This window comes from Leptothoe spongobia TAU-MAC 1115, assembly GCF_018739885.1.
Classification (GTDB): domain Bacteria; phylum Cyanobacteriota; class Cyanobacteriia; order Phormidesmidales; family Phormidesmidaceae; genus Leptothoe; species Leptothoe spongobia.
This window is the reverse complement of record NZ_JADOES010000009.1, coordinates 1-19,094: the sequence shown is the minus strand read 5'-3', so window position 1 is coordinate 19,094 and position 19,094 is coordinate 1. Positions and strand designations below refer to the sequence as shown.

Here is a 19,094-nt window from a genome sequence, read left to right as displayed (position 1 = left end):
ATACTCCAGGGCAGATTGACCTAAAACTATAGGGGGGTGTATTCCATACACCTTTTGAGTTGTCCCCTAGACGTTTTTCTCTAAACTCATGACAGCCCTCAATCCTATTCTGAATTTTCTAACTCAGCCTGCTAGTTCTGAAGCTGAGGCGATTTTGCCCTTAGAGCTGACCACTGTAGCCGATGGGCAGGATGCGACATCGTTATTGCAAAGTCTTAATGCGGCCTTTTTGATCGTTTTAGCGGGTGAGGCTCATCCCAGCTTTTCTGAAGCCCAAACTTATCTCGATAAATTATCGACATCACCCGATTGGGGAAAAGCGGCTAAGTTTTATGCCCAATCTGCCCAGCTGATTACTCAAGAACTAGAGCAAGCTTGCCAGCAAGATGCTGAGCTAAAAGCCAATCTGGACCAGATGGCCGCCACCCTAGACGGCACTGCTGGCGATACAGTGGCCGCCGCGAATGCAGTATGGTCTGTCCTATTCCCTGAAGGTACCGGCATTTGGGGGAATGAAGCCGATCGGGTGGCCGAGTTACGGGCAAGGCGTACGGTTTCTATCGATCAGCTCAATCCCACTCCCATCGAAAACCCTGCCAAGCAGGTGTTGTTTACGTCCAATGCGCTGTTGACGATGCCCCTGGGCTCAGCAGATCTGTCCAATTTTGATACTGATTTCCAATCTGAGTTAGCAGATGCCGCAGAGGATCCCCAGCTTTACTGGTACGACCACCCCATTCCCATTGGTATTGCCGAAGAGAGTAACGAAATTCTCTACGGTCTTAAGCATCTAAACCATGCGGTAGCGTTTGAAAATCAGCAATCAGGCCTCACTGATTCGGTGAACTGTGTATTGTCGGTATCCGTCACCCATGAGCGCCTGCAAACCTTGGGCAAAAGCTATTTGAAACAGGTCCTAGCGGCTAGTGAGCCTTTGGATCAGCTCAATATTTTTGCCTTTACTGAAACCGATACCAACCGCCTGATCGATCAAGTGTTGCTGCCTATCCTGGAGCATTCCTCTGCTAGTGAGGGGGCGAAGGAAATGCTCTCCGTGTTTGGCGTGGATGGTCGTTATGGACGGCACTACAGTTTTCTAAAAGCAATTGTGCCATTGTGGAACGTCCTGGTGGATCCTGAGATCAAGGCCACGTTCAAGATTGACCTGGACCAGGTTTTCCCTCAAGCTGAGCTGCTAGAGCAGACTGGTGCGACTGCCTTTGGTCATTTGCAGACGCCTCTGTGGGGCGCTACTGGTACAGATTCTACTGGTCAGCCGATTGAGCTGGGTATGATTGCCGGTGCCTTGGTCAATCAGAAAGATATTCATAAAGGGGTGTTTACACCGGATGTGACGTTCCCTGGTAGCAGTCTTGCCCCGGATGAGTATGTGTTCTTTAGCAAACTCCCCCAGTCGCTATCGACCGAAGCGGAAATGATGACTCGTTATGGGGCGGGGACAGACTTTGATGGTGAGACTCAGGCGATCCAGCGCATTCACGTTACCGGTGGTACCAACGGTGTGTTGGTAGACAGTCTGCGTCGTTATCAAACCTTTACACCCAGCTTTATTGGTCGGGCAGAAGATCAGGCTTACATTCTGTCGGCCCGTGGTCAGCAGCCAAACTTAGGGTATGCCCATGCCTCTGGTTTGATCATGCGCCATGACAAAGAGGGCTTTGCTCAGGAAGCGATTGCTATGGCTAAGGTGGGCAAGCAGGTAGGAGATTATCTGCGGATTTTGTTGTTCTCCGCTTATGCCAATGCTCTGCCTGAGGAGATCGGTAGCATTAAGTCAGACATTGATCCGTTTACGGGGTGTTTTGTCTCTCGTTTGCCCATCACCGTTGCCATGTTGAGATTCTCTCTCAAAGTAGCGAATTTGTTTAATGCAGGCAAGGCGGATGAAGCCACTGAGTTTATCCACACGGGTGTTTTTCAGTTGCAGGAAGGGTTGGACTTTATCCAAGGAGAGCCCAGTGACTTGCAAAAGACCTATGGGCGTGAGCAGGCTGGCTGGCAGTTGTTCTATCAGGCGCTAGAGACTGTTGAGAAGGCTCTACACTCTGGTGAAGCCTGGGCACTTGAGGTACAGAAGGCGACTCAGGAAATTGTTGAAAATTGCCGCGTTAACTAACGTCTTAGTGCAACCAACTGGATGAGATCGCACCCGGTTGGTTGCAAGTTATTCACTCATAAATGTCTTTGCCCAAGAGCTTTGAAGGCTTTTGGGCTTCTTTGTATGGGGTGATCGAAATTCTGACTGATCGCACCCGGTATCGGCAGGTAACCACAAGGGATTGCCCCTATATGATTATCCATTTTGAATCGGGTTTGAGGAATGCGGATTTGGTATGAGAAGCTCATGGCAGTCTGCATGCCGTACAACTTTTTTCTGGGAACACTAATACGGTATAGCGCGGTGCAACAATGCTAGAAAGCTACTCTCTGAGGAGTGTGACCGAAGATGGATTAGAGTATCTCTTGACCAATGAAGGGCAACGGTTAGCGAGTGTCTCAACAATTATCAAAGTCATCTCTCAATATAAAGGACTGACTTTGCCCCGTTGGAAGGCTCAAAGACGGTTAAATCACTGGAAGTTGCAGGTTGGCGAAGAGATGGCGGCTCAAATGCGTAATGATGCTTGCATCAGGGGAACTGAGTTTCATCATCGAGTTGCTAATTATTTAAGGGGTGGGAGGGGCACTCGTTGGCCACCGGAACTATTGCCATTTGGGCAGTCTATCAAACCTATTCTTTTGCAAATAAAGCCCATTGAAGATGTCAAATTAGTAGAGGGATCGGTCTTACATCCAAAACTACACTATGCAGGAAAAGTAGATGCGATCGCTAAATGGAATGACCATTGGTATCTAATGGAGTGGAAGACTGCAAATAAACCTCAACGATATGATTGGATAAGCTCTTATCTCCTCCAATCTGCAGCCTATATTGCCGCTGCCAACAAAACATATAATCTGAATCTACGGCAAAGCTTAATCGTCATTGCACTCCCCAATAAGCAGGCCCAGGTGTTTCGAGTCGATTGGGATGAGCTAAAGATTTATTTTCGTAAATGGTTAAGTTACGTCAAACTTTTCTGGGCCTTACAAGCATCTATCGATATTCAGACAGGAAAAGCCTTAAGAAGAATCATCGTAACTCGCTCAGATGGCAGTCGCTATTCAGAATTTGTGTGAGGTTCGAGTGATATTGGTTCTGGAGAGTTTAGAAGTCTCTTGCTAGGGAAGAAAATTGATTGCTTCACGATCCATCGTGAGGTGGGCGAAACATAGCAAGAGTCCTAGCAATTTGTCTCTTGACTGAGTTCTAAAAGAGACCTATAGTTTTTCGCAGGTCGTCTTTATGGCGACTTTACTACAGAACTGAATATCTGGCGCTGTCGGCAGGTGGTGACGCACCTAACCGACAGCTGACCCACAGCTGATACTAGCAACTGCGGGCTTTGGTTATTATGCCTTAGCATCCTCGGTGTGCATACATCTCGTGAGGTTTGCTCAGGCATTCGGTTCTGGTTTCCTTCGCAACCCCTACGTTTTGGAGATCAGAATCCATGTTTCAAGACACATCCCCAGACACCGAGGTGTCGAAATCTTGGCCTGCGACCTTGCCAGAGCATCAATTTGAAACGGTGCGCCACATTTTGTTTGGCACCCTGACTGCCGTGCGCAACACCATGGCGCTGCTGCACAAACTCAACTACGCCGAACCCAATGATTGGAGTCAGCCCTTACCCACCGGGCGACCCAATGAGGTCATGGCAATTCTGACCAAGCGCATCAGAGTCGATTAAAAACACATGTAGGGTGGATGAGCGATGATTCGCGTAATCCACCGAATTGATGGCAGTTTAGCTGACTGGGTGGGGCGAACTCTGGATGTCAGGCCTGAGTTGATAGAGGCTACCATAATAGAAGCAACTATTGGATGCTAGCCATGTCCCAAGTGACTCAAAACCGAAAGAAAAGCTTCTCTAGCTTTACTTACAAGGAGGCCTTTAAGTACTTGGGGCTTAATGAGCTAAAGCGCTGGACAATTGAGGCTGAACCTGTGCCAGTCAGTGACTTTTTTCAGCAGCGATTAGAACGGCTACAGCGATTTGATCTAGAGAGTTTAGAGGTATCCAAGACCTTATTAATCGATGCGATTTGTGAAGAAGGCTTAGAGACATCTCACCATCTGAAAGTTTGGAAAGGCCCCTATTTAGAGGGTGAAGATGTTTGTGGTAATGCAGATTATTTAATTGCAGAACGGCGAGCGTATTTAGAGTTGCCCTATGTGTGTGTCATCGAAGCGAAGAAGGATAACTTTGAGCAAGGTGCGGCTCAGTGTTTAGTGGAGATGAAGGTTTGTCAGTGGCTGCATCAACAACAAGGAAAAGAGATTGATAGCTATGGCATTGTTACCAATGGTGAAGGCTGGAAGTTTTATCGGTTATTGGTCAATGGTGAGGTAAGTGAGTCGCTGTTGACTGGTGTGGGAGATATGTCGATGTTATTGGGAAGATTACGAGTCTTTTTTGAGCTCTGCGAACGAAATCTGAGTTAAGTATTTGTGTAGGGTGGATTAGCGAGCATTCGCGTAATCCACCAAATTACTCCATAGTAGTTTAGGAAATAATCCTGCTGACACCTAACGGCAGGTAAGTATTGCTAACCATATCGACAACCCAATTTGTTTCCACTAAAACTATGCTGGGTTTCAACTGGCGACTTTGCTCCATCTAGGACCAGCTGCCCGAATTTCCCCAAGCCTCAAAAGGCTAATAGTGGGTTCACTAAAAAGCTGCCTTAAATCACTGGGCAAATTTTCTAAGCTTGGAGCTTGCTTTAATGTCTCAAGCCATTGTTGAATCCGTGCTTCAAACTCCAGATCATAGTGCCCTTTCCATTGCTCATTTGCAGAGGGCAGTAAATGCTCTGGTAGTAATGCTTCACTTACCATTGTAATCGATTCACCATGGGACTTTTCTAGGGAATCGCGGAGCAGCAAAATATGGTCACCAGTTACAGCTAATCCAACTGAGCAACCCATGGAAGCCATTAGACTTTTGAGTTGCTCGATAGCACTTTGACGATGAGACAAATTGTCATTGAGTTTTACCTCAACGATAATTAGATACTCTCCGTCAGGACTTACTATGACAATGTCTGGATGTGCTGTATTCATGGCTATATTGTAGCTTGTGCAAGCTGGCTCAGCGATGATTCGAATAATCAACGAATGTATCGAGGTGTGGCTTTGAATTTATGTATGCATTGCAACGCATCTTACCGGTCTGCGGGCTTGGGTTATTATGCCTTAGCATCTCCGGTGTGCATACGTCTTGTGTGGTTTTCTAGGGCATTCGGCTCTGATTTCCTTCGCAAACGCTACGTTTTGGAGATCAGAATCCATGCTTCAAGACACATCCACAGGCACCGAGGTGTCGAAAGTTCAGCCTGCGACCTTGCCAGAGCATCAATTTGAGACAGTGCGGCACATTTTGTTTGGCACCCTGACCGCCTTGCGCAACACCATTGCGCTGCTGCACAAACTCAACTACGCCGAACCCAATGATTGGATTCAACCGTTGCCCACCGGGCGACCCAATGAAGTCATGGCAATTCTGACCAAGCACATCAGAGTCGATTAAAAACACATGTAGGGTGGATTAGCGATTTTCGCGTAATCCACCGAATCCTAAGCTCAAGGTGGAGCAGCAGAATAATAAATAAATCTGAATAGCACCAACTTTATTCAGGCGAGATGAGTATAATTAATCACCCATATTGGAAGATCAGGAAAACACTGACCGCCATAAATAATCACGGTTAATTAAGACAATGAAAATCTTGCTAATTGTACTGTTTATTTACCTAATCGGTTTTTTCATCAGCTATGCCACGGAGCTTCAGGATCTGGGAAAATTTAGCACGGTTGCTTTGTCACTGACAAATCCAGAAGGGGCTGATCCTAAAACAGAAAAAGTAAGACTAAAAGTAGTCTATGCTATCGTTGCTTTTTTCGGCTCGCTGTTTTGGCCTGTTTCCCTAATGCGTAAAATCAGCAAAAGGGAGGAGGAAGTCGTTTAAATATAAATGATTTCCCTTGTATTTAAGACTCGCACTGGTGATTGGCATCGTTAGGTGAAAAAACATCAAATAGCTGAGTATTGGTCATGGATTCATACGAGAAATACGAAGAAGATTGCAAAACACTGAGGAAGGCTAACAAACGGCTACTGAAAGATTTTGAGGATTGGCTAAAATCATCTAGCCTGTCGGAAAAGACGATAAATAATCATCTTTCAAACATTGATTTTTATATAAACGAATTTCTGCTGTATGACGAGATCATTGAGGCAAAAGATGGCAGTGACATTGTAGGCATGTTTCTTGGATATTGGTTTATAAAAAAGGCTATGTGGGCTAGTCAGTCAAGTATTAAAGGAAATGCAACAAGTTTGAAGAAATTCTATACTTTTATGCATGAGCGAGGTTTGATCAGCAAAGAAGCTCTGATTGATTTAAAGCAAACCATAAAAGAAGATATGCCAGAATGGCTAGCAACTTTGAAGCGCTTTGATGATCCATCTATTGAAGAGGTTTGGTGGTGATCAAGGGTAACAACTTAATCCGTGAGCAACTTGAATTTAAAGCTGTACGCAATACCATCACGCTGCTGTACAAGCTCAACTGCGTTGCCCCCAATGATTGGAGTAAGCCGTTGCCCACCGGGCAACCCAATGAGGTAAGGCAAGTTTGACCAAACGAGTCAGAGTCGCTTAAGAACATATGTAGGGTGGATTAGCGATTATTTGAGTAATCCACCAAATTCAAGAAGCGTAGTCTGTAATGTATCCCATGTGTTTAATACATAGGATGGACGAATCATCCGTATAGGCTAAATAGTTGGGAAGGATCTTTCATCCAACGAGTTATGTGTTTGAGTAGTGTCTACTTCTGACCCAAATCAGACTTTTGACATCTGTACATTTCATTATCAGGGTGACAAAAACGTTCCGTCTAAAGAACTGAATTGTGGATGAAAGTGAATTGCTCGAAAAAGTCCGGCAACAATGGTGATGTCGCCTCATCGGTTGTTATCAGCGTTGCAACTAATGCCAACTGTCCTTGCTGCCGCCGATAAATCTCCAATTGTCGCGTAAACCGATGTTCTACAATCCAATATTCCTGCACACTCTGCACCGAATAAAGCTTCAGCTTTGTCTCACGGTTCCGACGGATATTACTATCACCCGGTGACAGAACCTCAACAATCAGGTCAGGAAAACCCGTCAGGTGTCCCGCCTCATCTTCCAGCACAGCCAGCCGCTGCCTACTAATCCACACCACATCAGGAATCACATTATCCGTATCCGACGGAATAATCCCCGGTGCCAAAATAGCTTCCCCTACCCCCGACGCTTCTGACCACTCATCCAACGCTGCAAAAAATTTGCCACTGACTTGCTGATGTCTACGATGGGGCGAACGAGTCACAAACAGCTCGCCATTAATTAGTTCATAGTTCGTGCCTTCACTTTGAGGCAGCACTTCTAGGTCTCGTATCTTCCATCGAACCCGTTCAGCGGTTTGACTCATTACTCCCCCTTCTCATTACCTGGCTGCTGTTCTAGCCAATCTATCAACCCATCGCTGGTCATATTATCTGTTACAGCGTTTTCCAATAGTCCCAACTGCTCCAAAGTCAGCCCCTCTATCTGCTGTGTCACTAATGACCCTAACGGCCCTAACCGTTGGGTTAGCATATGTAGCACCTCAGTACACTTTCCAGCCAACTGATTTAGCCAAGCATCCAAACCCGCCAGCTCACTAAAATCAAATAATGCCTCAGCTAGATCCTCCAGCTGTATAAACGATAGCCTGTCTACCTGCAATAAGGTTGCTTCAGGCAATTCTCCTACTTTACGTTTGAGCAAGCGAACTACAAATGCCCTTTGCTTAGCCAATGCCTCTTGCTGCCATTCGGCATAAAACTCCTCATAGACTTTGGTTTTTTTCAGATCACTAATGGCAAACATGTTGGCTATTTCCTGGCGCGTAAGGTTTGGAAACTTATAGAGAATAATAGTTTCAAGGATATTCAGGATGGCTTTGGTAGTCAGGTTAGTTGGAGGGTGCTCCCTTGCTTGCTGCATTAACTGCTGGCCCAGAGCAATTGCTGTACTAGCAGGCTCTACGATTAGTTTAACTAACCCCAGAGTCACCGATTGACTTGGAGCCAGCTCATCCAGGAAAATCCGTTGGCATTGATCACTCTGTAGTAAACACCCATAGGCTTCGTTATCATCAGGTTCCAGACTACCCCTTGGATAAATAGCAACCGCACACCACTCCTTTACATCAGGGTGCTTTTGTAAAAACAGAAATACTTCTGCAAATAGACGACGATACAGCAGTGGGTCTTTCTGAAATTGCACCTCTACAAAGTAGACTGGCTGATCACTGCCCTCCGGCGGCAGAAATACCCCATCAATGCGGAAAGCGGTTTGCTTTAGCTCAACTGAGCTAAAGCGATAGCCTGGTGCTAGTGCTGGCTGTCCAATCAGCTCAAACAGAATGCTAGGCGCAGTTTCGAAGAGCAGATAGAATAACGAATCGGTTTTCAATGACGATACAAATTGTGCAGAATCCGCATTCAGTATCCCCGCTTCAAAATAGATAATCCCGTAGGGGCTGGGTGTCGAGGCTCAGGTATATTCAGCAATGAATCTTCCCAATCAGCTCATCCCCTACGCTTGCTAATTTATAGTGCCAACTGGTAGCTCTGCGTCAAACATATTGGAAGTAGCTTGCATCCAGTGTTAAGCCAGAGGCACCCTGGACAAATGAGATTGTATCCGCACTGGCATCATTCATTTGAATAAAGGTGCCCGTGACTCCATCTAACGTCCCGAGAGACAGACTATAGTCAGCACTGCTACCATGCAGGCGAATAATATCTTCGCTAGTGGAGAAGTCCTCAATGATGGCATGGTCGCCAGAAATCAGACCATCATCATAGAACACCTGATTAGCATCTCCCAGCACAAACGTATCAAGACCACTGCCACCATGCATCAGGTCCTTTTCCCCCTGCCCCAGTGTGGGAGATGGAAATACCGCCTCAGCACCTACCCCAATCAAAATGTCATCCCCTGCTTCGCCAAATAAGCGATCATCGCCTACGCCACCCGTCAGCTGATCGTTTCCTTGGCCCCCTAGCAAGGTGTCATCACCTTCTTCGCCGATAATAATATCGTCACCCGTACCACCATCCAGGAAATCATCTCCCTCTTGACCACCCAAAGAATCATCCCCTGCTAAACCAAACAGTTCATCCTTACCTTCACCACTGATCAGGGTGTCATCGCCGTCATCACCAAACAGGCGGTCATCCCCCCCTTCCCCCAGGATCAGGTCATTATCATCACCGCCGATGAGGGTGTCATTGCCGTCATCACCAAATAGGGTGTCATTACCTCCCAGTCCAGCAAGGGTGTCATCACCTGCAGTACCTGTTAAGACATCGTCCTGGTCAGTGGCCGTATTGTTATTCTCATCCGGATCAGGATTCTCGCCATTATCTGGATCGGGAATATTCTCAGAATCTGCATCCAAAATTTTCAAGGTAGTTGTCTTCTGCTCGCCAATGGCATTGATACCAGCATCAGTAATATCAAAGGAAAGCTCTTCAAGACCTTCCTCTAAATCATCCGCTTTGACCAACAGCTCAAGGGTGGCCGTATCTTCATCTACCCCAAAGGATGTTACAAACGTGGGAAATGTATCTGGCAAGGACTGCAAATCATCTGCCGTTGCAGTCCCTGCCGTTAGCTGGATGGTGATATCTCCTGAGTTAAAATCGGTACCAACTCGTTTTAGGGTGACATTAATGGGTATCACATCGCTATCCGGCTCCTGCACTTCGAAGGTTGCTGCCGAGAACTCCACCACGGAGGCCTGACCAAATAGACGGCTAGCAATTCCCTCTTCGGGCTTTTCAGTTTCCCAGGCAACCGCAAACGACTGGCGAGGATTCGTAATATCATTAGAAATCGCGACAACAGGATTATCTTGAGTACTCTCTTTCTCGGTATTGATATGAATTTCATCACCAACCGGGTTGCCGATAGCATCAAAATATCGAGCAAAAATCCCCGAAACAGGATCCCTGGCCCCCGCATCTCCTGCCCAGACAATAACAGCTTCACCGCCAGCTTCCATCGCTACGGAGTGTTTACGAGAGCTTGCTAATTTGGTGGTGGTATCTATCCGCACTTCATCGCCTGTGGGCTGACCATTACTACCAAATCTACGCGCATAGAGACCATGAAGCGCCCTATCTTTTGGTCTACTATCCCAGGTGGCGATAAACTCATTGCCATCGGGTCTAATTGCGATGGAGGGATCTTTTTGTACCCTTTCAGTCACTGAGTTCAGGGCGATAATATCGCCTCCCTCACCAGAGCTATTGAATTGCCGCGCAAAAACACCTAGATTGTCCCCATCATCACTGTCCCAAGCGATGACAAATGCGCCATTATCAGCCATATCCACGGAAATATTGCTTTGATCATCTTCAATGGCCCCTTCATTCACTAAAATTTCTTCTCCAATCGGGTTACCATTCGCATCAAATCTTTGGGCAACAATGTCTGTGCCGCTAAGGAATCCTGCCTGGTTTTGACTTTCCCAAACGATGACAAAACTACCATCATGGGCCATGGCGATTTCTGGCAGCTGCTGATTATCTTTAACAGTTGTATTAACACGGAACTCAGACAAGATGACATCACCATCAGCGTTATATACGCTAGCAAAAACACCCTGTTCACTAGCATCCTCGTCGTCTGGGTTATTGGGATCAGGGTGATCCGTTTCATCGTCCCACGCGATCGCAAAGCGCTCACCATTCCCTGATACTGCCACAGCAGGATTGAGTTGATTGCCTTCGGTTGTCTGATTAACCTGGAATTCAGGCAGGGTAGCATTCCCAAAATCATCAAAACGTCGAGCAAAAATACCTGATTCGCTACCGTCCTGACCAAAACTCTCATAGACAATCACATGATTGCCTACATCATCCATCGCAATATCTAGATTACCTTGGGCTCCCTCAGTCACCGTATTAACAAGTTGCTCTTTTGAAAAGGGTACGATACTCATGATGCCTGTCCTGATTGTTTGTGCGTTTCATTTTTTTGACAGTTACAACCTTAGGCAGGAATCTCAAGATTGTCGTTACAGAAAATGTCAGGTTTGCCAACTGCCTACCAGGAGACAACGGCTAATCATGGCTGGTAATGTCAGGAATTAGCATGACTCTGGTTATGGCTAAATCTTTGAATGGCCTGAAATAAGAGAAGAGCCAGAGATTAGGTGCCATTTACTCCCATAAATCTTCTGGATTCATTGTGCGTAGAGTGAGCCTGCATTGATGTAGTCAGATGAGCCTACTTATGAAAGATGGGGGTGATTTACTATGCGTTCTCTTAAAGGAAAAATTTTATTGGTAAGCAGTATTATTGTTGCTACTTTGGCAATTGCTTGTATGGTTCAGTTAAAGCGGACTGAGCTCTCATATAAAAATTTAGCCGAGTCTGAGGAGGGTCTCACTAAACCGTTATATGAACCTCCGTCACCGCAAATTTATGACAAGATTATGGCAGCTATTGCTCAGGATATGAACACTTCGGTAAAACAGTTCTCGGCGTATCGTTTTAATTATGAAACCTGGCCAAATACTTGTTTAGGCCTAGGAAAACCCGCAGAAGACTGTACCGATGTCCTGACGCAGGGCTGGCAAATAGAGGCTATCAGGAGGGGGGAAGAGAATCCTCAGAGCGTTTTTTACCGCACTGATAGTACAGGTGATACTATTCGACGCTCAACGTTAGACAATAATTTGCCACCCTCTGTTCAGGAGAAAGTTCTGCAGGTTACTGTTGAGCATTTTAATGTACCTCTTAAGAAATTAAGTGTTACGGACGCAGAGGCAGTGGACTGGGATGGTTGTCTGGGGATCTATGAGCCCTGGCATCTGTGCACGATGCAGTTGATTTTTGGCTGGCAAATTACAGTCAGTAATGGTACTAAAACCTGGGTCTATCATACTGATAACGATGCTAGTGTGATTCGTCTAAAACCATCGGCTACAGCTCGTTTATTTCGGTCGATCTCAACAGGCATTCCACTCATTATTGATCGATGACTTTGAGCAGGGTGCTGTTCAGTGTTGAGGAGTGATGAAGGCTTGTTAGGGGTTGAATCAATAGCAGGAACGAGATCTTGACAACTATAGCATTGTTCAGAGTGAGTCATTGTTGACCAGTATTGAAGCTATGCCAATGCTTTTGGTTAGCTCTTTTGCTTGATTAAACCCATGGGTAAGTCTGCTTTTCAGTCGCGAAGATTACATCATTTAGCACTGTGTTAGTTCATAGCCTGTGAGAAGTAAGGCTTCTCTGTTATTCATTTTCGGTAGCACATGGACGTCCGAGTACTAACCGACCATTCTCAAGGGGGTAAGCTCCTTGAGGTTCACTGACTTCAAGGCCTGAGTCAGGGTTGCCAGGGACTGGCTGCACAGTATCCAGGCTGTAGGTACTGGTTGAATTATGAGGCTGTTCACGCAAGCTGTCGCTACCAGTGATGGTAAAACTACTGGCTGTGTTGCTGTCTCGTACGACACAGCTAGTGGCAACTAAGGTTTCCGGGTTAACCAGGTTGTCGGGAAGGTCGGTGAGACTGTTTTGCACAAAGCTGGTATCTGCGAGGGTGATCATACCGGACGCAATCCCCCCTGTAGCATTAATATCCACGCGATCATTGTTGTCGAGGGTGCGAGGGTCGGTGCCAGGTGGTGCAAATTGAAAGTTTTGGCCAAAGAAGGCGGTTTGATTGAGGTTGACGTCGCCACCCCGACCGTCAGCAGCGAAAGCGAGGATATCGCTATCGTCGAGGGCAATTAAGACATTAGCGTTGATGGTAATGTTACCGCCATTATTGTCACCTGAATTGACGAAGGTTTGAATGTCGCTGTCGCTAAAGAGAAAAATGTTGCCAGCGCTGATTTGGATTTGGCCCCCAGCATCCTGGTCAGCAGTGGTTGCGATCGCACCATCCCTAGCAGTTAGGCTGTTGCGTACAGCAAGGACAATATCTCCTGCATTACCCTGTCCGATGCTGCCAGCAAAGAGAGCCGCACCATTGATAATTTCTACATCTGTTGCTTCTAGACGAATGTCACCCCCCTCACCATTTCCACTCGGTTGAATACTGGTCAAGACGCCACTGGGACTGTTATCCCTGGGATCACTGCCCTCAAACCGAGCGGTTTCTTCTATCAAAAGAATAACGTTGCCTGCTATGCCCTCTCCAAGAGTGTCGGCACTCAGCTGTGCCCCTCCCAACACTTGCAGATTGCGAGCGGTGATACGCACGTCGCCACTTTCACCCATACCACCCAGTTCAATATTACTCAAGGCTCCACTGGCAAGATCATTGCTAGGGTTACTGCCCTCAAACCTTGCCGTTTCGTCTATCTCCAGAATGACACTCCCTGCTTTCCCCTCGCCAAAGGTACTCGCAATTAGTAGTGCCCCCTGAAGTACCTGCAGATTGCGGGCGGTGATGCGCACATCACCGCCTGTACCCACACCATTAGGGTCAATACTACTAAAGGCTCCACTAGGACTCCCATTTTCAGGATCGCTTCCTGCAAACCGGGCTGTTTCGTCTATATCCAGAATGATACTACCTGCTATACCTTCTCCTAGGGTGCCAGCACTCAGCTGTGCTCCCCCCAACACCTGCAAATTACGAGCGGTGATACGCACATCGCCGCCTTTACCCGTACCACTAAGTTGGATACTACTAAAGGCTCCACTAGCACTTCTATCTCTAGGGTCACTCCCTTCAAAGCGAGCCGTTTCGTCTATCTCCAAAATTACACTGCCCGCTGAGCCCTCGCCAAAGTTGCCAGCACTCAACTGTGCTCCTTCCAGTACCTGCAGATTGCGGGCGTTGATGCGCACATCACCGCCTGTGCCTGTGCCATTAACGCCAATATTATTCAAGACTCCACTAGGGTTTCCATTACTGGGATTACTGCCCTCAAACCGAGCCGTTTCGTCTATCTCCAAAATGATATTGCCCGCTGTGCCCTTTCCAAAAGTGCCCGCACCTAGCTGTGCCCCCTGAAGTACCTGCAGATTGCGAGCTGTAATGCGGACATCACCGCCGGTCCCCGTACCATTGGGTTGGATACTACTAAAGGCCCCACTGGCAAGACCATTGCTAGGGTTACTGCCCTCAAACCGCGCCATTTCGTCTATCTCCAGAATGACATTGCCAGCCGTACCCTCGCCAATGGTACTAGTGCTCAGTTGTGCGCCCCCTAGCACTTGCAGATTGCGAGCGGTGATGCGTATATCGCCCCCTGTACCTGTAACGTTCGCCGCAATGTTACTAAAGACCCCTGTTGCACGGGTGCCGTCCAGCCCATCAAATTTAACGGTTCCATCAGCTGCTATCACAACATCTCTAACATTTGCTGCTGCTGCTGTAGAAATCACACTATTCAGAATATCGATATTGTTATGAGCATCTAAATAAACCGCTCCACCGAGGCCAGCAAAATTTTGGGCATTGATGCCAAAGCCCAGGTCTCCATCCCCGGTAACAACAACATTGCCCCCTGGTAAGTCCAGGTTGGGTGCATACTGATTTGTAAGCAGTACCACACCATTCACCACTCGTAAGGCTACATCACCAATGGTGATGTTGGCACTGGTCGGGAGTTGATTAGCAACAGAATTGTCGGAGAAATCATCGATACCTCCATTGAATCCAGTCAAGAGATTGAGTGGAGGTGCCCCAATGGCTTCTGGGCGAACACCAGCCCGAACATCCAGCGTTGGCTGGGCATTACCATCAATCTTAACAATGGTTCCATCCGACAGTGTGATTGTTTCTTGTAAAAAATCAACATCTATATTTGTTCCCTCTCTAGCAATAATTTCCGCAGTACCAATGGCAACTGCTCCCCCTGCCAGAATATGTAATGATGAGCCTTCATAGGTGCCAATGGTTACATCTCCCAACGCCCGAATAATTGGATCAATGGGACTAAACAGTTCTCCTACTGAGCCATCTAACTGTTCGACCCGAAAAGCGCCACCACTTAAATAGTGAGTGTCTCCTACAATTCTCTCCGCCGCCCTGAGCACCATATCTCCATAGGAATATAACCCACTGTTCGGATGGTGCAGTGCCACAATATCTACCTGCTGGTTTCCTTGTACCAACAGATTGCCTCCAGCAAAGCCAATAAATGGCAGCTGCGCCGAATCTCGAATCCGCATCGTATCCGTCGCTAGTAATGCGATATCTCCTACGGCTGCGAGCTGTCCTCTCAGATCCAGGCTATTCCCAGCCAGTACTAAGTCGCCACCTATGGCGACTGTTCCTTGGCCGATAATATCACCTGAATCCTCTGTCAAATAATTCCAAAACGACACACTCGGACTTACGGCCAACAGTTGACTCCGTTCGGGCTCGACGGCACTAAACACCCCATCCTCAATCTCAATAGCTGTAGCTGTTGTGCCATAGAACGATCCGTCCACATCCAGCAGGACATTCTCTCCAAAAATCAGGCCATTAGGATTCATCAAAAACAAATCGGCTGGCCCCTCCACCCCCAGAGTGCCAAAAATCTCTGATGGATTGTTGCCTGTTATGCGACTCAAAATAGAGTCAATCCCAGCTGGATTCAAAAAATAAACTCGTTCACTGGCATTGACATTAAATTCGCTAAAGCTATGGAATAAATTACTGCCACGAGTTGCGCCACCTTCGATCAGATCAGCTATGTCCCCTCGAACCATTTGATCAATAGTAAGGCTAGATGCTTCAGTGCCTAAGGTTTGATCAGGAATAATTTGCGCTAATCCTGGTGCGGGGAAGATGGCCAAAGACCCTAGAGTCAGAAGGCAGGAAGGCAGAGACGCTTTAAGAGGCAGCATAGGTACACCGCTGTGCAGTATGGCTTAGATTATATTCAGAAAACATCCAAGTGTTGAAACTGAGCTACCTTGTCCCTTGAGTGGACAGCCCTCAATTAGCGTTGGGTTTTGAACCCAACGTGGGTTTGAGCTTCACTATAGGTTAAATTTTCAGTTTATCCGTCTATTCTGGGTGGATAGACTGAAAATTCACAGTTATAGTATCCCAATAAAAGGAGATAGACTGAAAAAATCGATCCAATCAAGAGTTACCTTAAAAACCGAAGGAAACTTATTCATGGGATCGATTACTTCAGGTATGTTCAGCAATGAGAACAATTTCACATTTAGGTGTAGAAGAACAAACTACCGAGACGTTGATCTATGACCTGGCCACTGGCTGGTCGAAATCATTTCCAAACTTGGATTCTGAAAACACCCTTGTTGCAGTGTTCGCTGCGCATGAATACTGTGACTCGCCGGAGCCGTTAGCAGAACTCCGTAATGCCTTTCCACAATCGAAGATTATCGGTTGCAGTACGCCGGTCGTGGTCTGTGACGGAGCCTTACTCGAAGGAGCTATCTCCGTAGGTATCATCCGTTTCAAGCATACCCAAATTCGACTTTCCTATACATCAGTCCAAGCATTCGAAGAGTCTCGAACGGCGGGTCAATACCTTGGTCAACAACTGGCTGATGACGATCTTAAAGGCGTTCTCATTTTTGCCGATGGCGTAACTACAGAAGCAACAGATTTAGTGCAAGGCTTGCAGGAAATGTTGCCACCGGATGTGACCATTGCTGGTGGCCTGGCAAGCGGTCACACCCTTGACGATACATGGATGCTTTGTGACGGTGAACTCAAACGATTCCACGCTTGTGCAGTGGGCTTCGTTGGTCATACGGTGGAACTGACACGAGCAACCGGAGGAGGATGGCGACTGATTGGAACGGAATGTAAGGCAACACGAACTTCCGGTAGGACATTATTCGAACTCGATGGTGAACCCGCCAAAGATGTTTACCATCGACAGGTTGGCAGCAACGTAGGATTTGGGCTGCGTGAGTCGTCCACTCGCTATCCCCTAACCGTTCGGTTACCGAGTCTCGAAATGCAAATCGTTCGCGACGTCAACAGCGTAGATGAAGAATCTGGCGCGATTGAATTGGCTGGTGACATTCCCGAAGGGGTGATGGTTCAAGTCATGACCACTACAGAAGACGAAATTCTCGATGGTGTCGACGAAGCTATTGAGCGTATGCGTAGCAAAACGATCTTACCGCAGAAAAATGCGTTAGCAGTTTGTGTGAGCTGTGCTGGCCGACGTACTGTTTTACTTGAGAAGACGAGTGAAGAAGCTGCTCTCGCTTACGATGGATTGGGGCATGGGATTCATCAAATCGGGATGTATGCTTTTGGAGAAATCTCAACGACCTCATCGGGGCCCCCGCATGTTCACAATGAGACCCTTACTATAGGTCTAATACGCGAGTATTAGGGATCGACTATGTCTACTCAACCCTTGTCCGACAAAAGTTCTAATGAACTAAATCGTATGCTGAAGCGACTCATGCGTCGGCAAGGCGTAGCGGTTGATGAAGTGCCTAGTCTTGAAGGCTGGAACAACTTCGTCTTAGCCGTAGATCAAACAATTAAGGAGTTCAGTACCAATCGTGAACTCCTGGAGCAGTCGGTGAAATCAACGTCGTTGAAGCTCTATCAGGCATACGAAGATTTAAAGCATGAATCCAGCTTACGCCTTGCCCAAGCGAACTTACACCAGCAGGAACTAGAGAACTTGGTGCAGGAAAGAACCACTGAACTACGAAACGCCCAGCTCCATCTAGAAAAAATAAATAAGCGACTGGAATACGAGGCCACGCATGACGAATTAACTGGTTTAGCCAATCGAAACCAATTAATGAGGGAATTAAACAGGTGCGTAGTTCAACTAGGCACCGATGCAGACTTCGGACTATGTTTTTTCTTCATTGACTTCGACCGTTTCAAACAAATTAATGATAGGTTTGGCCACCTGATTGGAGACAAAGTCTTGATTCATGTGACTAATCATTTGTCAGCACTTATTAGTAATACAATATGCTTTGCTCGATTGGGTGGCGATGAGTTTGTGATACTGATGGAGAAGCTTGAAGAGTCCGAAGCCATCAAACTCGCACAGAGAATTAACGATACATTCACTCACCCTATTCAAATTCATGACACCGAGATACCTATTTCTGCGAGTGTTGGCATTGTCTTAGCTGATATGTCATACCAATCCGCTGATGAAGTAGTCCGTGATGCTGATATTGCAATGTATCGTGCCAAGACAACAGGCAATTGCTATCAACTCTTCGACGAGGAGATGCGTGCGGAACACCTTGAAGAAATTGAGCTAGAGGGAGAATTAGAGATCGCCGTTCGAGAGCAACAGTTCCGCATTAAATTTGAACCAATCGTTGACATCAAAGAGTCCACTATCTTCTCGATCGAGTCTTTGGTGCGATGGACTCATCCAAAAAAAGGTATCATCCCGCCAGATAGATTCATTCCCCTAGCGGAAGAATTGGGACTGATTATAGACATTGATCGGATCGTATTCGCTAAAGCCTGCAAGCAATTTCGCCAGTGGCGAGAGCATGGCATCATCAGTCCCAATCAGAAATTCAATGTGAACCTTTCTTGCAGTCAACTACAAAGATCGGATATCGTACCTTTTCTGCTAAGGATAGTTGATATGTCAGATATCAGTCCCGACGACGTTGTGCTCGAAATCACTGAGAGTTATTTGCTCGCAGACTCTGAGTTAGTCATGAGGAATTTGAACGAAATAAACAAACTCGGATTCAGCATTTTTGTCGATGACTTCGGGACAGGATACTCATCGCTAAGTTATCTAGCCAAGTATCCAATCCATGGCATTAAAATCGATCGCAGTTTTGTGAGAGATTTGGAAGAAAGTACGGAAAGCAAAGAGTTAATACGCTCAATCATAGCTAGTCGTCCCTGAAATACTAGCTCAGGTAAGAGCTGCCGGGGGTTTCATGCGTTGCAATAGGGTATAGAATTGCCAG

Annotated in this window: 16 protein-coding genes; 11 read left to right on the top strand and 5 right to left on the bottom strand. The window is 46.7% G+C overall.

From position 1 onward, the window contains the following. Positions 1-88 precede the first annotated feature (88 nt). The 4 genes from IXB50_RS06475 (at position 89) to IXB50_RS06460 (ending at position 4,570) form a co-directional block, all read left to right on the top strand. The gene (locus tag IXB50_RS06475) at positions 89-2,137 is read left to right on the top strand and encodes a hypothetical protein (protein ID WP_215608135.1); all 2,049 of its coding nucleotides are present in this window, start codon (positions 89-91) and stop codon (positions 2,135-2,137) included. A 293-nt stretch (positions 2,138-2,430) separates the two neighbouring features. After that, the gene (locus IXB50_RS06470; RefSeq protein WP_215608134.1) at positions 2,431-3,201 is read left to right on the top strand and encodes a hypothetical protein; all 771 of its coding nucleotides are present in this window, start codon (positions 2,431-2,433) and stop codon (positions 3,199-3,201) included. A gap of 374 nt (positions 3,202-3,575) precedes the next feature. Continuing rightward, positions 3,576-3,815: a hypothetical protein gene (locus IXB50_RS06465; protein WP_215608133.1), complete on the top strand. Its 240-nt coding sequence runs from the start codon at positions 3,576-3,578 to the stop codon at positions 3,813-3,815. 143 nt (positions 3,816-3,958) lie between these two features. After that, positions 3,959-4,570, top strand: coding sequence for a hypothetical protein (locus tag IXB50_RS06460; RefSeq protein ID WP_246564183.1), 612 nt, complete (start codon positions 3,959-3,961; stop codon positions 4,568-4,570). 153 nt (positions 4,571-4,723) lie between these two features. On the opposite strand, the gene IXB50_RS06455 is transcribed toward IXB50_RS06460, so the two are convergent. Beyond that, complete coding sequence (locus IXB50_RS06455; protein WP_215608131.1) at positions 4,724-5,191, bottom strand: type I restriction enzyme HsdR N-terminal domain-containing protein; 468 nt, start codon at positions 5,189-5,191, stop codon at positions 4,724-4,726. Between the two features lie 226 nt (positions 5,192-5,417). Between IXB50_RS06455 and IXB50_RS06450 the strand changes: the two genes are divergently transcribed. The 4 genes from IXB50_RS06450 (at position 5,418) to IXB50_RS06435 (ending at position 6,769) form a co-directional block, all read left to right on the top strand. Beyond that, complete coding sequence (locus tag IXB50_RS06450; protein ID WP_215608130.1) at positions 5,418-5,657, top strand: hypothetical protein; 240 nt, start codon at positions 5,418-5,420, stop codon at positions 5,655-5,657. A 190-nt stretch (positions 5,658-5,847) separates the two neighbouring features. Beyond that, positions 5,848-6,096 (top strand): hypothetical protein, encoded by a 249-nt coding sequence (locus tag IXB50_RS06445; protein WP_215608129.1) that lies wholly within the window; start codon positions 5,848-5,850, stop codon positions 6,094-6,096. Between the two features lie 86 nt (positions 6,097-6,182). Beyond that, a complete protein-coding gene (locus tag IXB50_RS06440; protein WP_215608128.1) occupies positions 6,183-6,620 on the top strand; it encodes a phage integrase SAM-like domain-containing protein in 438 nt (145 codons plus the stop codon). Further along, positions 6,617-6,769: a hypothetical protein gene (locus IXB50_RS06435; protein WP_215608257.1), complete on the top strand. Its 153-nt coding sequence runs from the start codon at positions 6,617-6,619 to the stop codon at positions 6,767-6,769. Before IXB50_RS06440 ends, IXB50_RS06435 begins: the two co-directional genes overlap by 4 nt. Positions 6,770-7,029: 260 nt before the next feature. Here IXB50_RS06435 and IXB50_RS06430 read toward each other — a convergent pair whose 3' ends face one another. The 3 genes from IXB50_RS06430 to IXB50_RS06420 form a co-directional block, all read right to left on the bottom strand. Beyond that, complete coding sequence (locus IXB50_RS06430) at positions 7,030-7,608, bottom strand: Uma2 family endonuclease (RefSeq protein ID WP_215608127.1); 579 nt, start codon at positions 7,606-7,608, stop codon at positions 7,030-7,032. Next, on the bottom strand, positions 7,608-8,636 hold the full coding sequence (locus IXB50_RS06425; RefSeq protein ID WP_215608126.1) for an Rpn family recombination-promoting nuclease/putative transposase: 1,029 nt from the start codon (positions 8,634-8,636) through the stop codon (positions 7,608-7,610). Before IXB50_RS06425 ends, IXB50_RS06430 begins: the two co-directional genes overlap by 1 nt. Positions 8,637-8,799: 163 nt before the next feature. Beyond that, on the bottom strand, positions 8,800-11,175 hold the full coding sequence (locus IXB50_RS06420; protein WP_215608125.1) for a calcium-binding protein: 2,376 nt from the start codon (positions 11,173-11,175) through the stop codon (positions 8,800-8,802). A gap of 316 nt (positions 11,176-11,491) precedes the next feature. Between IXB50_RS06420 and IXB50_RS06415 the strand changes: the two genes are divergently transcribed. Beyond that, positions 11,492-12,220 (top strand): hypothetical protein, encoded by a 729-nt coding sequence (locus IXB50_RS06415; protein WP_215608124.1) that lies wholly within the window; start codon positions 11,492-11,494, stop codon positions 12,218-12,220. 256 nt (positions 12,221-12,476) lie between these two features. On the opposite strand, the gene IXB50_RS06410 is transcribed toward IXB50_RS06415, so the two are convergent. After that, positions 12,477-16,037, bottom strand: a complete 3,561-nt coding sequence (locus IXB50_RS06410) for a two-partner secretion domain-containing protein (RefSeq protein ID WP_215608123.1) — start codon at positions 16,035-16,037, stop codon at positions 12,477-12,479. A 308-nt stretch (positions 16,038-16,345) separates the two neighbouring features. Here IXB50_RS06410 and IXB50_RS06405 point away from each other — a divergent pair, with 308 nt between their 5' ends. Together IXB50_RS06405 and IXB50_RS06400 are read left to right on the top strand one after the other, a co-directional pair. Then, positions 16,346-17,515 carry an FIST signal transduction protein gene (locus tag IXB50_RS06405; RefSeq protein WP_215608122.1) on the top strand — a complete coding sequence of 390 codons (1,170 nt, stop codon included), beginning with the start codon at positions 16,346-16,348 and terminating at the stop codon, positions 17,513-17,515. 9 nt (positions 17,516-17,524) lie between these two features. Continuing rightward, a complete protein-coding gene (locus tag IXB50_RS06400; protein WP_246564181.1) occupies positions 17,525-19,030 on the top strand; it encodes a putative bifunctional diguanylate cyclase/phosphodiesterase in 1,506 nt (501 codons plus the stop codon). Positions 19,031-19,094 lie beyond the last annotated feature (64 nt).